Source organism: Pseudomonas sp. B12(2026), from assembly GCF_057767015.1.
In genome coordinates, this window is record NZ_CM173430.1 from 5,002,978 (window position 1) to 5,017,660 (window position 14,683).

A 14,683-nucleotide genomic window follows, 5' to 3' on the forward strand; every position below is an offset into this window, starting at 1 on the left:
CTGAACGTTCCGCGGCGACGACGCGTCGAAAGCACATGGACTACCCTTGAACCCGCTTGGCCTTGGATGCACCCTTGGGAGCATCTCGGCTCACAACAACAAGGATTCGCCATGTACGAGATCAGCCTTCACCCCGTGCCTGCGGCCGTGCGCCAGCGTGCCTACCTTGACGATGACGCCTACCAGCGCCTGTACCGGCAGTCAGTGGACCATCCGGACGCCTTCTGGGGCGAACAGGCCACCGCCTTCCTCGACTGGTTCAAGCCCTGGACCTCGGTCCACCACGGCGACCTGGCCCGCGGCCAGGCCAGCTGGTTCAAGGGTGGCCAGCTCAACGTCGCCTACAACTGCATCGACCGCCACCTGGAAACCCGTGGCGAACAGGTCGCGATCATCTGGGAAGGCGACAATCCGGCCGAATCCGCGCAGATCACCTACCGCAAGCTGCACAGCCATGTCTGCCGCCTCGCCAACGTGCTCAAGAGCCGTGGCGTGGAGAAAGGCGACCGGGTCTGCATCTACATGCCGATGATCCCCGAGACCGCCTACGCCATGCTGGCCTGCGCGCGGATCGGCGCGATCCACTCGGTGGTGTTCGGCGGCTTCTCCCCCGACGCCCTGCGCGACCGCATCCTCGATGCCGACTGCCGCGTGGTGATCACCGCCGACGAAGGCGTGCGCGGCGGCAAGTACGTCCCGCTGAAGAAGAACGTGGAAAAGGCCCTGGCGGACTGCCCGAACGTCTCCACCGTGGTGGTGGTCGAGCGCACCCAGGGCGAGATTCCCTGGGTGGAAGGCCGCGACATCTGGTACCACGAGGCCCTGCACGGCGCCAGCGAGGACTGCGCGCCGGAGCCGATGGACGCGGAAGACCCGCTGTTCATCCTCTACACCTCCGGCTCCACCGGCAAACCCAAGGGCGTGCTGCACACCACCGGCGGCTACCTGCTGGGCGCGGCGATCACCCACAAGTACGTGTTCGACTACCACGACGACGACATCTACTGGTGCACCGCGGACGTCGGCTGGGTCACCGGGCACAGCTACATCGTCTACGGCCCGCTGGCCAACGGCGCCACCACCCTGATGTTCGAGGGCGTGCCCAATTACCCGGATGCCTCGCGCTTCTGGCAGGTGATCGACAAGCACCAGGTGAACATCTTCTACACCGCGCCCACCGCCATCCGCGCGCTGATGCGCGAGGGCGAGGCGCCGGTGAAGAAGACCTCGCGCGCCAGCCTGCGCCTGCTCGGCTCGGTGGGCGAGCCGATCAACCCGGAAGCCTGGGAGTGGTACTACCACGTGGTCGGCGAAACCCGCTGCCCGATCGTCGACACCTGGTGGCAGACCGAGACCGGCTGCATCCTGATCACCCCGCTGCCGGGAGCCACCGCGCTCAAGCCCGGCTCGGCGACCCGCCCGTTCTTCGGCGTACAGCCGGCGCTGCTGGATGAGCGCGGCAAGGAAATCGACGGCCCCGGCGCCGGCGTCCTGGCCATCAAGGCCAGCTGGCCGAGCCAGATCCGCAGCGTCTACGGCGACCACCAGCGGATGATCGACACCTACTTCAAGCCCTACCCCGGCTACTACTTCACCGGCGACGGCGCGCGCCGCGACGAGGACGGCTACTACTGGATCACCGGGCGCGTGGACGACGTGATCAACGTCTCCGGCCACCGCATCGGCACTGCCGAAGTGGAAAGCGCGCTGGTGCTGCACGACTCGGTGGCCGAGGCCGCGGTGGTCGGCTACCCGCACGACCTCAAGGGCCAGGGCATCTACGCCTTCGTCACGCCGATGAATGGCGTCCAGCCCGACGAGGCGCTCAAGCAGGAACTGCTGGCGCTGGTGAGCAAGGAGATCGGCAGTTTCGCCAGGCCGGAAATGCTGCAGTGGGCACCGGGCCTGCCGAAGACCCGCTCGGGCAAGATCATGCGGCGCATCCTGCGCAAGATCGCCTGCAACGAGCTGGAGAACCTCGGCGACACCTCGACGCTGGCCGACCCGAGCGTGGTGCAGGGGCTGATCGACAACCGCCTCAACCGGTAAAGGGGTGGCTGCAAGCGGGTGGGCATGCGGTTAAGCTAAGCGCACGTCCCACTTGCAGCGTGTCGTTCGCAGTTCGCCGTCATGGAAACCGTTCGCCGTCATATCGAAAGCCAGGTGCTCAGCCTGACCGGCCTCGCCCTGGGCGGCGTCGACTTCGAGTCGCCCAAGGGTGATCCGGGCCTGTTCGGCCCGGACTCGACCTGCTGGAAAGTCCACGGCGACTTCAGCTCGATGCTGATCGGCGGCATCACCGCCCTGCTCCTGCAAATGCTGCACCCCGCCGCGCTCGGCGGCGTATGGGACCACTCCAACTTCCGCGCCGACATGCTCGGCCGCCTGCGCCGCACCGGGCAGTTCATCTCCACCACCACCTACGGCTCGCGGGCCGACGCAGACAAGCTCATCGAACGCGTGCGGCGCATCCACGACCAGGTCCACGGCACGCTCCCCGACGGCACCCGCTACTCGGCGAACGACCCGGACCTGCTCACCTGGGTCCATGTGGCCGAGGTCAGCAGCTTCCTCGCCTCCCACCTGCGCTACCTGAACCCCGGGCTGTCCGGGGCGGAACAGGACCGCTACTACGACGAGATCGCCCTGGTCGCCGAGCGCCTGGGCGCGCGCAACGTGCCCCGTTCGCGCCAGCAGGTGGCCGACTACCTGCAGCGCGTCCGCCCGCAACTGCGCTACGACGAGCGCACCCGGGAAGTCGTGCAGGTGCTGCTCAACGCGCCGGCGCCCAGCTTCCTGGCCAAGCCCTTCGGCGCGCTGATGATGCGCGCGGGTATCGATCTGTTGCCCGAATGGGCCGCCGACCAGCTCGGCCTGGGCCTGGGCAACCTGCAGCGGCAGCTGATCCGCTCCAGCGTGAGGCGCAGCGTGCCGCTGCTGCGCTGGGCGGTACGCAACGGCTCGGTCCACCGCGCCCGCCGGCGCATGGGCTTGCCGCCACTCCGCTGAGCCGGCCCTTCGCAGCCACGGTCTCACTTGCCCGGCACGTCTTTAACCCCGCGCTCCATGGCGAGCCGTTCGATGCTCGCAGCTCGAAGTCGCTCGTGAAGCCTCCGCGGGGCACGGCGGCGGCCAGGACGCCGTGCGCAGGGAGCATCCGGAGCCGCTATTTCTCGACCTCAATCTGCCGGGCATGGACGGCCCGGAGCCGCTCGCGCGCCTCCATCGCCTCACGGACCGATGCGCACGCACGACGCCTGAGACGGCATTCGTGTATCGCAAACGCTGAGCCGTGCCATACTCCAGCGCGACGTCACGACGGAAAACGACACCCGCCATGCCCAAAGGATTGAAACGCGCAATCGGCGCGCTGTTGCTGCTGTTCCTCTTCTACTGCCTGCTGGGCTTCCTGATCCTTCCCGGGGTCGCCCTGCGCGTGGTCAACCAGCAGTTGGCCCAGTACGCGAACGTTCCGGCCCGCCTGGAGCGCATCGAACTGAACCCCTTCAGCCTCGAACTGACCCTGTGGGGGCTGCACCTGGGCCAGGACGGCGAAGAGCAGGTGCGCTTCAAGCGCCTCTACGCCAACCTCGAAATCGACAGCCTGTGGAAGCGTCACCTGCATCTGGCCGATATCGAGCTGGACGCGCCGCACACGGAACTGCTGTTCGCCGAGAACGGCACCCTGAACCTGACCCAGCTGTTCAAGCTGCCGCCGAGCCAGCCGACTCCGCCGCAGGAGGAGCCCGGCAAGCCCTTCCCGCTGCGCATCGACCGCATCCGCCTGGCCGAGGGCAGCCTGCACTTCCTCGACAGCCGGCCGAGCAAGCCGGTGGAGTTCCTCTTCGACCCGATGGGCTTCGAACTGAGCAACCTCAGCACGCTGCCCGAGGACGGCGCCAGGATGACCCTCGTGGCCGTCGGCCCCCACGGCGGCAAGCTCGACTGGAAAGGCGACCTGAGCCTGGTGCCGCTGACCTCCCGGGGCAGCTTCTCGCTCCAGGGCGTCCCCCTCAAGGCCTGGTGGCCCTATGTGCGGGACAACGCGCCGCTGAACCTGGAGAGCGGCACACTCGGCGTCGCCTCCGACTACCATCTGGACCTCTCCCAGGGCACCCAGCTGCTGCTCGACAAGGCTGCCGTGACCCTGCGCGAACTCAGCCTGAAAGCGCCGGACGGCAAGCCGCTGGCCAACCTGGCCAGCCTCGACGTCGGCGAAACCAGCCTGGACCTGGCCAAGCGCGAAGTCATGGTCGGTCAGATCCGCAGCCAGGGCCTGGAAGCCTGGGCCGCCCGGGAAAAGGACGGGCAACTGGACTGGCAGAAGCTGTTCGCCAACTTCCAGCCCTACAAGCGCCCGCAGGAGCCCGCGCCCCAGGCCGAAACGGCGCCGCCGGCGCAGGACGCCGCACAGCCCGCCGCAGCCCAGGCGGCTGCGCCCGGCGCGGAGAAGCCGGCGGACACCACCGCCAAGGCGCCTGAAGGGAACGCCCCGGCCACCGCGCCAGACACCCAGGCTCCGCCCCCGGCAGCCGCTCCCGCCACCCCGGCGCCTGCCGCCGAACCGGAAAAGGCCTGGCACGTGGTGCTGCGCGATACCCAACTGCGCGGCTACAAGGCGCACCTGGCCGACCGTGCGCCGGCCAAGCCGGTGGCGCTGGAAATCGGCCCTCTCGACCTGGACCTGCAGAACCTCGACAGCCAGCTCACCTCGCCCCTGCAGCTCAAGCTCAAGACCGGTCTCGGCCAGCACGGGCAGATCGAGGCCAGCGGCCAGGTCAACCTCAGCCCGGTCAGCGCCCGGTTGAAGGTCGCCACCCGCGACATCGACCTGCGCGTCGCCCAGGCCTACATCGATCCGTTCATCCGCCTGGAGTTGCGCAGTGGCTTCCTCGCCAGCGACCTCGACGTCGACCTGAAGAGCACCGCACCGCTGGCCTTCGGCATCGACGGCAGCGCCCAGGTCACCCAGCTGCACACCCTGGACACCCTCAAGAACCGCGACTTCGTCAAATGGACCAAGCTGACGCTGGACGGCCTGGCCTACCGCCACGGCGACAGCCTGGCGATCCAGAGCGTTTCGCTCGAAGAGCCCTACGCCCGCTTCATCATCAACGAAGACCGCACCACCAACGTCAGCGAGCTGATCATCCCGCAGCCGGCCTCACCCTCGGCCGGCCCGTCCTCCGGCGATACCAGCTCCGCCGGCGGCAAGCCGTTGGGCATCCACATCGGCGGCGTGAAGGTGAACAACGGCTCGGCCAACTTCGCCGACCTGACCCTGCGCCCGGACTTCGCCACCGCCATCCAGCAGCTGAGCGGGGAAATCGGCACCCTCGACAACCGCAACCCGCAACCGGCCTCGGTGGACATCAAGGGCAAGGTCGACAAGTACGCGCCGGTGACCATCAAGGGCAGCCTGAACCCCTTCTCGCCGCTGGAGAAACTGGACATCGCCACCAGCTTCAAGCGCGTCGAGCTGACCACCCTGACCCCCTACTCGGGCAAGTTCGCCGGCTACCGGATCCGCAAGGGGCGGCTGAACCTCGACCTGCACTACCAGATCACCCAGGGCAAGCTCAAAGCCGACAACAAGGTGCTGGTGGAGCACCTGCAGCTGGGCGAGAAGGTCGACAGCCCCGACGCGGTCGACCTGCCGGTGAAGCTGGCGGTGGCGCTGCTCAAGGACGCCGACGGCAACATCGACATCCAGCTGCCGGTGGAGGGCGACCTGAACAATCCGCAGTTCAGCGTCATGCCGATCATCTGGCAGACCCTGCGCAACCTGGTGGTGCGCGCGGTGCAGGCGCCCTTCAAGTTCATCGCCGGCCTGGCCGGCGGCGAAGGCCCCGACCTGGGCAGCGTGACGTTCGCCCCGGGCTCCAGCGAACTGGAACCGGGAGCACAGGCCAACCTGGACAAGCTGGCCGACGCGCTCAAGCAGCGCCCGGCGCTGAAGCTGGAGGTCGAGGGCGTCAGCTCGGCCAGCAGCGACGGCCCGCTGCTGGCCAGGAAACGTCTGCAGGAGGAGTACCGCAAGAACTACTACAGCATGCTGCAACGCAGCGGCGAAAAGGTGCCCAGCGACGCCAGCAAGCTGGAAGTGCCGGAAGACCTGCAACCGGCCCTGCTGGAGGGGATCTACCGCTCCCGCCTGAAGAAGCAGCCGCCGGACGAATGGAAGGAGCTGAGCAAGGAGGAGCGCACCGTGAAGCTGGAACACGCGGTGCTGACCTCCTGGAGCGACAGCCAGTTGCTGTTGCGCAAGCTCGGCCAGGAGCGCGCCACGCAGATCAAGGACTACCTGGTGTCCAAGGGCGGGCTGGGCGACGACCGCGTCTATCTGATCGACGTCAGCCTCGGCGAGGCGGAAAATGGAGGCAACGTGGCCACCCAGCTCCACCTGGACAGTGAGTGAGGAATCGCACCATGAAAGCCCTTGTCGCCTGCTCACTGCTGCTCTGCACAGCCGCCGCGCAGGCCGAGAGCATGCGTTGCGGCAGCGCCCTGGTCAACGCGGGCGACCGTGCCTGGGAAGTCGAACAGAAGTGCGGCGCGCCCGACCATCGCGATGAAGTCGGCTATACCCTGGGCGGTTACGACCACCGCGAGTTCCGTGTGGAGGAATGGGTCTACGGCCCGCGCAACGGCACGATCTACATCCTCACCTTCGAAGCCAACCGGCTCACGAAAATCGAGTTCAAGCGCAATTGACCCTACGCAATAGCCTACGCCCGGCGCTGCTGGCACTCCTGCTGCTCGCCGGGCAGTCCGAAGCCGCCAGCCTGCGCTGCAACAGCAAGCTGATCAGCACCGGCAACCTCACCAGCGAAGTGCTCGACCGCTGCGGCGAGCCCGTCGAGCGCTCGTTCCTTGGCTACAAGGAAGTCGTTGGCGACTGGGGCCAGCGCAGCGAGGTCACGGTGGAGGAATGGATCTACGGACCCTGGAACGGCATGCTGTATTTCGTGCGCTTCGAGGGCAACCGCCTGACCACCATCCAGAGCAAGCGCAGCGGCGGCAACTGACACCCGCCCCCGTCAATGCTAGCCTGCGCCATCCCCGCGCCAAGGATCGGTCGCCCATGGTCATCGTACCCGCTGAACACCCGCTGGACTGGAAGAAGCCTCCGGTCGTCACGCTGCTGCTGATACTGCTCAACGTCCTCGTCTTCTTCGGCTACCAGGGTGGCGATGACGAGCGGCGCGAAGCGGCGGTTCGGGTCTATCTCGAACAGGACCTGCTGGGCCGGGAGCGGCCACTGTTCAGCGCCACCCTGGAGCGCCGCGAGCGGATCGCACCGGACCAACGCAAGGCCCTGGAAGCCCTGCCGCGCCAGCAACTGGCCTGGCTGATCCTCAGCGACCTCGAATTCGGCCACGACCTGCGCAGCCTGCCGGCCTATCGCCAGGACAACGCCTGGCAAGCCGCGCGCGCCAGGGCGGAAAGCGCGCGGGATCGCCTGAGCAGCCTGCGCTTCGGCTTCATCCCGGCGCGCTTCACCGTCGAGGGCCTGTTCGGCTCGATGTTCCTCCACGGCGACTTCTGGCACCTGGCCGGCAACATGGTGTTCCTGTTCATCTTCGGCTTCGCCCTGGAAATCGCCCTGGGCCGCTGGATGTACCTGGGCCTGTATCTGTTTTCCGGACTGTGCTCGGGGCTGCTCTGGTGGGCGCTGGACCCGGCCTGGGTCCCCGGCGTCGGCGCCTCCGGCGCGATCTCCGGGTTGATGGGCATGTATATCGGTGTCTACGGCCTGCGGCGCATCCGCTTCTTCTACTGGCTGGGCCCCCTGCTCGGCTACTTCAGGGCACCGGCGCTGTGGATATTGCCGCTGTGGCTGGGCAAGGAACTCTTCGGCCTGCTGCGCGCGGCAGATCACGTCAATTACTACGCGCACATCGGTGGTCTGGTGTCGGGCTTCATCGCCGTCTGGCTGCCGCGCCTGCTGGGGCGCCTGAAGGTCGACCACGCCTATCTCGACAAGGAGGATCCCGACGCCCCGTTCAAGCGCGCCCTGAGCGGGCTGGACGAGCAGATCGGCCGCTTCGCGCTGGACCAGGCGGCGGCGCGCGGGGGCGAACTGCTCGCGCTCTACCCCGGCCGCCTGCCGCTGATCGAGCGCCTGTACGGGGTCGCCAGGGCGCGCCAGGACCGCGCGTTGCTGGGCCCCGTGCTCAAGCAGCTGTTCGCCCTGCCCCGCAGCCAGGAGGCCGATGCCCTGGTGCGCCGGCTGGCCGACGAGAGCGCCGCGAACGGCCAGCACCTGCTGGGCCATCCGGCCATCCAGTTGCACCTGCTGCGCAGCCTGCTGCTGCTCGACGAGCCGGCACGCGCGCTGGGCTGCTGGCGTCGACTGGCGGCATCCGGACAACGGCCGGAACAGCTGCCGCCACTGACCCTGCAACTGGCCAAGCGCCTGAACCCGCGCCAGGATGCCCGGACCATCGCCGAGATGACGCATTTCCTGCGCCAGCACTTCCCCGACGCCGATCCGACCCGGCAGATCCTGATCTACCAGCAGCACCTGGCGCCGCGCACGTCCTGAAGCAGAGGCCCCGCGGGTCCCTCCGCGGGGCTTTGCCCTCTGGTTCCGCCAGTAGGCGCGTCTATTCGGCCGCCTTCAGTGCATCGGCGGAAACGGCCTTGACGCCCTTGATGTCCTGGGCGGTCTTGATGGCCAGTTCGCGCTCGGCGTCAGTCCTGACGTCACCGGAAAGGGACACCACGCCCTGGTTGGTTTCGACCTTGATGTTGGTGCCGCTGATGTCCTTGTTGGCGATCAGCATGGATTTCACCTTGCTGGTGATCCAGGTGTCGGAAACCGCCTGCTCGGTCTTCTGGATCGTATCGTTCGCGGCCAGCGTCGTCGGCTGGGCAAACACCGAGTTGGCAAGCGAGAAGCTCAAGGCGGTTGCGGTGGCAGCGGCAAGGGCCAGTTTGCTGAAGCGTTGTTTCATGGCGGTCTCTCCTGCTGGGTGAAGACTGCTGCCTCCTCCTGACGGCAGCTGTATCAGGAGTCTCGCAATCCCGGTGCCAGCTCCCAGCCCCAAGGAAAAGACAAACGAATCAGCCGGTTACAGAAACAAGCCGTATGCAGATTGCACAGTCGCCGCTCGGCCGCCATGCAACTTGCACGACCGCCCTCAGGCGCCTCCACCGAGATTCGCCAGCACGGCTTCCAGCTGCACGACCTCGTTCATCTGCTCGAATGCCGGGTAGCGCTGGCGGATGAACGCCAGCAACTGCCTGGCCGGCTCGACCTGCCCAAGCTCCTCGGAAAAGCCCCGGGCCGCCAGCAGATAGGCGCGGGGGATGCCGGGGTAATCGGGAAAGCGCTTATGCAGGTTGCGCAGCAGGCTCAGCGCCTCGCGCGCCTTGTGCCGCTCCAGCAACGCCTCGGCGAGGCGCTCGCAGACCTGGGGATCGTCCGGCAGGTAGTCCGCCTGCAACTGGCGCGCATTGAGGAACGCCGTCACCGCCAGGGGCGGATTGAGACGGATCGCCAGCGGCAGGTAATGGGGCAGATGCTTGAGGCACTCGCTACGGGCGTTCACCGAGAACAGCAACTGGTGATAACGCTCATTGAGCTTGAGGTCCTGCGCCCCCTCGCGCAGCGCCTCCAGCAGAATCTCCAGCGCGGCGCCGCTCTGCCCTTCCTTGACCCGTATCTCAGCCTCGGCCAGCGCCTTGCGGCGGCGCCACTCCGGCGCGGCGAAGCCCTCAGCGGCCTCGTCGCCGGCCGTCGCGTAGCCGAGTTCGCCCTGATACTGGAACACCGCATAGCCCATCATGGCGCACATCACCACGCCGAAATAGCCGCTGAGCAGGGCCACCACCGGCACCATCACCACCCGGGGCAGGCCGTGGGAGAGGAACCAGCCGACGTAGCTGGGCGACTGCCAGAGGATGAACAGGAACACGCAGAGGATCAGGTAGCGCCAGCCCATGGCGCCCATGACCTGGCCGATCTCCGCCGGACTCAGCGCGGAGCCCAGGCTCTTGTCCAGCGACAGGCGGATGATGCTCGCCGGCAACGCCAGCATGATCGCGACGGTGACGCTCCAGTAGATCGCCTCGCTGTGGAAGTCCGCCGCCAGCCAGAGCAGCGCCAGCACGATGAGGAACACCGCCAGTTGCTGGAAGAACGCCCGCAGGCTGTCCAGGCGAAACGCCTCGGCCAGGCTCGGGGCGTCCTGGCCGCCGAAGCTGGCGGCCTCGATCACGCTGTGCAGGTATTTGGTCGCCACCGCGAACAGCAACAGCCAGAGCAGCAGGACGCTCGGCATGAACACGCAGGCCAACGCCAGCAGTGCGGCGAATGCCAGGGGGCCGCTCTGCAGTCCGTAGGCGAAGAAGCGCGGCAGACGCTCCCAGAAGGGCTGGGCGGTGTTGGCGGCGCCGAGAAAGCGCAGGGCGCCCCGGCAGAGCGGACAAGCCGGCACGTACTCCGGGGAGTCAGCGTTCAGCGGCACGCAGCAATCGCCGTAATGGCGGTCGCACGGCTGGCACTGCCAGGTGGCGGGCTGGGCGCTGTGGTAGTGGCAATAACGCTTGTCCATCTCGGGGCATCCTTGGGTCGAGATCGGCGAATGGCGCATTCTCCAGGCAAAAAAAGAGGGCCCGCAAGGGGCCCTCTTTCATTTTGCCGTTCGCTTAGACGCCAGAGGCTTCGGCGGCGGCGACGTCCTTGATGGACAGCTTGATGCGGCCACGGTTGTCCACATCGAGAACCAGGACTTTGACTTCCTGGCCTTCCTGCAGCACGTCGGTGACCTTGTCGATGCGCTTGTCGCTGATCTGCGAGATGTGCACCAGACCATCCTTGCCCGGCAGGATGTTGACGAAGGCACCGAAGTCCACGATGCGCTCGACCTTGCCGACGTAGATCTTGCCGATCTCGGCTTCCGCGGTGATGCCCAGGACGCGCTGCTTGGCGGCCTCGGCAGCTTCCTTGGTTTCGCCGTAGATCTTCACGCTGCCATCGTCCTCGATGTCGATCGAGGCCTTGGTCTCTTCGCAGATGCTGCGAATGGTGGCGCCGCCCTTGCCGATGACGTCGCGGATCTTGTCCGTGTCGATCTTCATCTGCAGCATGGTCGGAGCGTTTTCGGACAGCTCGGCGCGCGGCTGGGCGATGACCTGGTTCATCTGGCCGAGGATGTTCAGGCGAGCTTCCAGGGCCTGGCCCAGGGCGATCTCCATGATCTCTTCGGTGATGCCGTTGATCTTGATGTCCATCTGCAGGGCGGTGACGCCCTTGTCGGTACCGGCGACCTTGAAGTCCATGTCGCCCAGGTGGTCTTCGTCACCCAGGATGTCGGTCAGGACGGCGAACTTGTCGCCTTCCTTCACCAGGCCCATGGCGATACCGGCAACCGGCGCCTTGACCGGCACACCGGCGTCCATCAGCGCCAGGGAAGCGCCGCAGACGGAGGCCATGGAACTGGAGCCGTTGGACTCGGTGATCTCGGAGACCACACGGATGGTGTAGGGGAACTCGTCCTGGGTCGGCAGCATGGCGGCGACGCCACGACGGGCCAGACGGCCGTGACCGATTTCGCGGCGGCCCGGGCTGCCCATGCGGCCGCACTCGCCCACCGAGAAGGGCGGGAAGTTGTAGTGCAGCATGAAGGCGTCCTTGCGCTCGCCTTCCAGGGTATCCAGCAGCTGGGCGTCACGGGCGGTGCCGAGGGTGGCAACGACCAGGGCCTGGGTTTCGCCACGGGTGAACAGGGCGGAACCGTGGGTCTTGCCCAGTACGCCGACTTCGATGCGCAGCGGACGCACGGTGCGGGTGTCGCGGCCATCGATACGCGGCTTGCCGGTCACGATGTTCTCGCGAACGATGCGGTATTCCAGCAGGCCGAAGACGTCCTTGACCTCGGAGGCCGGGAACTTGCCTTCTTCCTCGCCGGAGAACATGGCCACGGCCTGATCGCGCAGCTCGCCCAAGCGGTTGTAGCGATCCTGCTTGACGGTGATGGTGTAGGCCTGGGAGATGGCATCGCCCAGCTCGGCCTTGATGGCGTTGACCAGCACGGTGTTCTCGGCCGGGGCTTTCCAGTCCCAGGCCGGCTTGCCGGCTTCGGCAGCCAGTTCCTTGACGGCACGGATGACCGCCTGGAACTCTTCGTGGGCGTACAGCACGGCGCCCAGCATCTGGTCTTCGGTCAGCTCGTCGGCTTCGGATTCAACCATCAGCACGGCATCGGAGGTACCGGCCACGACCATGTCGAGGCTGGAGCTCTGCAGCTGCTCGTAGGTCGGGTTGAGGATGTAGCCGATTTCCGGGTGGAAGCCGACACGGGCGGCGCCGATCGGGCCGGCGAACGGAATGCCGGAGATCGCCAGGGCGGCGGAGGTGCCGATCATGGCCGCGATGTCCGGATCGGACTTCTTGTTGGTGGAAACGACGGTGCAGACGACCTGCACTTCGTTCATGAAACCTTCGGGGAACAGCGGACGGATCGGACGGTCGATCAGACGCGAGGTCAGAGTTTCCTTCTCGGAAGGACGGCCTTCACGCTTGAAGAAGCCACCCGGGATACGGCCGGCGGCGTAGGTCTTCTCCTGGTAGTGCACGGACAGCGGGAAGAAGTCGCGGCCTTCGGCCGGGGACTTGGCGCCGACCACGCTGACCAGCACGGTGACGTCGTCCATGGTGACCAGGACGGCACCGGTGGCCTGACGGGCGATGCGGCCGGTCTCGAGGGTGACGGTCGACTGACCGAACTGGAATTGCTTGGTTACCGGGTTCACGGTTTCTCTACCTTCTCTTTAGTTGCCTTGGGGGAAATCGTGGAAATGCCGGGAGTCGGACCCGAAGTCATTCCCTGAAAAGCGAGAAAGCCGGGAGCCAGAGCCGATGAACGATATGAACCGCCCATCGACCCCGGACTCCCAGCTTCCCACTTCAGGCTTGCCGTCTTAGCGACGCAGGCCCAGGCGACCGATCAGGGCGCTGTAACGAGAGGTGTCCTTGCTCTTCAGGTAGTCCAGCAGCTTGCGGCGCTGGTTAACCATGCGGATCAGGCCACGACGGGAGTGGTGGTCCTTGCCGTTGGCCTTGAAGTGATCCTGCAGCTTGTTGATGTTGGCGGACAGCAGTGCAACCTGCACTTCCGGGGAACCGGTGTCGCCTTCAGCTTGCTTGTACTCGTTAACGATCTGGGCTTTTTCTTGGACGCTCAGTGCCATGATGGGGCTTCCTCTGAGGTAACAGGCCAGGGACTTCTCCCTGTGTTCATAGTAAGAGGAGTGACCGTGCCTGCTGACAGCCACCCTCGGTTTCGGCTTTAAGACCGAATCAGTCGACGCGGCGCCAGGCGCCCGTCGTCGGTCACTTCACCGATACCGATGAAGCGACCTTCGTGATCCTGCACCCGCAGCATGCCGAACTTCGGCATCTCGGGAGCGCGCACCGGCTGCCCATGCAGCCAGTAGTAGGCGCTGTGCTCGGAAAGCTGCAGCAGCGGCCAGTGCTCCAGGCCGGCATCTACCGGCAGCAGGAAACGGTCGAGGGCTTCGTTGCCGCCCTCGGCATGGACTTTCTCGAGCTCCTCCAGCGTCACCGACTGGCTCAGCTGGAACGGCCCGGCCTGGGTCCGGCGCAGGGCGGCGACGTGTGCGCCACACCCGAGTTCGCGGCCGATGTCTTCGACCAGGGTGCGAACATAGGTGCCCTTGCTGCAGGAAACGGCCAGCGTCGCACAGGGCGACTCGAAGGCGAGCAAATCCAGGCGCGCAATAGTAACAGAACGCGCCTCGCGCTCCACTACCTCTCCGGCACGGGCCAGCTTGTACAGCGGCTGACCGTCCTTCTTCAGCGCCGAATACATCGGCGGCACCTGCTCTATGTCGCCGCGGAAGCGCGGCAGCACCGCCTCGATGGCTTCCCGACCGACGGTCACCTCGCGCTGTTCGACCACCTCACCCTCGGCATCGCCGGTGGTGGTGGTGACGCCCAGCAGGGCGACGGTCTCGTAGGCCTTGTCGGCATCCAGCAGGTACTGGGAGAACTTGGTCGCCTCGCCGAAACACAGCGGCAGCACGCCGGTGGCCAGCGGATCGAGGCTGCCGGTGTGACCGGCCTTCTCGGCGTTGAGCAGCCAGCGCACCTTCTGCAGGGCCTGGTTGGAGCTCATGCCGCGCGGCTTGTCGAGCACCAGTACGCCGTTGACCGCACGGCGGATACGTTTCACCTGGGCCACGCGTTACTCCTCGGAGTCGCCGCCGTGGCGGCGATCTTCCGCCACCGCCCGCTCGATCAACGCCGACAGCTCCGCGCCGCGACGAATGCTGGCGTCGTAGCTGAAGTGCAACTGCGGGACGGTGCGCAGCTTCATCACCTTGCCCAGATGCATGCGCAGGAAGCCCGCCGCATCGTTGAGAATGTCGGTGTTCTGCTTCACCACCGCGGCATTGTCATCCTGCCCCATCACGGTGACGTACACCTTGGCGTGGGACAGGTCGCGCGCGACGTCGACGCCGGTGATGGTCACCAGGCCCAGGCGCGGGTCCTTGATTTCACGCTGGATCAGCAACGCCAGTTCGCGCTGCATCTGGTCGCCGATACGCTGGGTACGGCTGTACTCTTTGGCCATTTTCCTAACCTGCTTCCCGGTACCTTCAGGCTCCGGGTCAAAAAGCGGCAAACGCCCGGGGCAGCTGCAAAGCTGGC

General features: G+C 66.5%; 12 protein-coding genes. 6 read left to right on the forward strand and 6 right to left on the reverse strand.

Annotated elements, in window-relative coordinates:
- Positions 1–111 precede the first annotated feature (111 nt).
- The 6 genes from acs (at position 112) to AC3B6A_RS23320 (ending at position 8,548) form a co-directional block, all read left to right on the forward strand.
- Positions 112–2,049 (forward strand): acetate--CoA ligase, encoded by a 1,938-nt coding sequence (gene acs / locus AC3B6A_RS23295; protein ID WP_488399465.1) that lies wholly within the window; start codon positions 112–114, stop codon positions 2,047–2,049.
- A gap of 81 nt (positions 2,050–2,130) precedes the next feature.
- Positions 2,131–3,009, forward strand: a complete 879-nt coding sequence (locus tag AC3B6A_RS23300) for an oxygenase MpaB family protein (protein ID WP_488399466.1) — start codon at positions 2,131–2,133, stop codon at positions 3,007–3,009.
- Between the two features lie 328 nt (positions 3,010–3,337).
- Positions 3,338–6,418 (forward strand): DUF748 domain-containing protein, encoded by a 3,081-nt coding sequence (locus tag AC3B6A_RS23305; protein ID WP_488399467.1) that lies wholly within the window; start codon positions 3,338–3,340, stop codon positions 6,416–6,418.
- Between the two features lie 11 nt (positions 6,419–6,429).
- Complete coding sequence (locus tag AC3B6A_RS23310; RefSeq protein ID WP_488399468.1) at positions 6,430–6,714, forward strand: DUF2845 domain-containing protein; 285 nt, start codon at positions 6,430–6,432, stop codon at positions 6,712–6,714.
- Positions 6,711–7,028: a DUF2845 domain-containing protein gene (locus tag AC3B6A_RS23315; protein ID WP_488399469.1), complete on the forward strand. Its 318-nt coding sequence runs from the start codon at positions 6,711–6,713 to the stop codon at positions 7,026–7,028. Before AC3B6A_RS23310 ends, AC3B6A_RS23315 begins: the two co-directional genes overlap by 4 nt.
- Before the next feature lie 56 nt (positions 7,029–7,084).
- The gene (locus AC3B6A_RS23320; RefSeq protein WP_488399470.1) at positions 7,085–8,548 is read left to right on the forward strand and encodes a rhomboid family intramembrane serine protease; all 1,464 of its coding nucleotides are present in this window, start codon (positions 7,085–7,087) and stop codon (positions 8,546–8,548) included.
- 61 nt (positions 8,549–8,609) lie between these two features.
- Here the strand turns inward: AC3B6A_RS23320 and AC3B6A_RS23325 are convergent, their stop codons facing one another.
- The 6 genes from AC3B6A_RS23325 to rbfA form a co-directional block, all read right to left on the reverse strand.
- A complete protein-coding gene (locus AC3B6A_RS23325) occupies positions 8,610–8,960 on the reverse strand; it encodes a BON domain-containing protein (RefSeq protein ID WP_488399471.1) in 351 nt (116 codons plus the stop codon).
- A gap of 186 nt (positions 8,961–9,146) precedes the next feature.
- Positions 9,147–10,562, reverse strand: coding sequence for a hypothetical protein (locus AC3B6A_RS23330; RefSeq protein WP_488399472.1), 1,416 nt, complete (start codon positions 10,560–10,562; stop codon positions 9,147–9,149).
- 94 nt (positions 10,563–10,656) lie between these two features.
- Positions 10,657–12,762, reverse strand: a complete 2,106-nt coding sequence (gene pnp / locus AC3B6A_RS23335) for a polyribonucleotide nucleotidyltransferase (protein WP_488399473.1) — start codon at positions 12,760–12,762, stop codon at positions 10,657–10,659.
- Positions 12,763–12,930: 168 nt separating this feature from the next.
- The gene (rpsO, locus tag AC3B6A_RS23340; protein ID WP_017518939.1) at positions 12,931–13,200 is read right to left on the reverse strand and encodes a 30S ribosomal protein S15; all 270 of its coding nucleotides are present in this window, start codon (positions 13,198–13,200) and stop codon (positions 12,931–12,933) included.
- A gap of 98 nt (positions 13,201–13,298) precedes the next feature.
- On the reverse strand, positions 13,299–14,213 hold the full coding sequence (gene truB / locus AC3B6A_RS23345; protein WP_488399474.1) for a tRNA pseudouridine(55) synthase TruB: 915 nt from the start codon (positions 14,211–14,213) through the stop codon (positions 13,299–13,301).
- A 3-nt stretch (positions 14,214–14,216) separates the two neighbouring features.
- Complete coding sequence (gene rbfA / locus AC3B6A_RS23350; protein WP_488399475.1) at positions 14,217–14,606, reverse strand: 30S ribosome-binding factor RbfA; 390 nt, start codon at positions 14,604–14,606, stop codon at positions 14,217–14,219.
- Positions 14,607–14,683 lie beyond the last annotated feature (77 nt).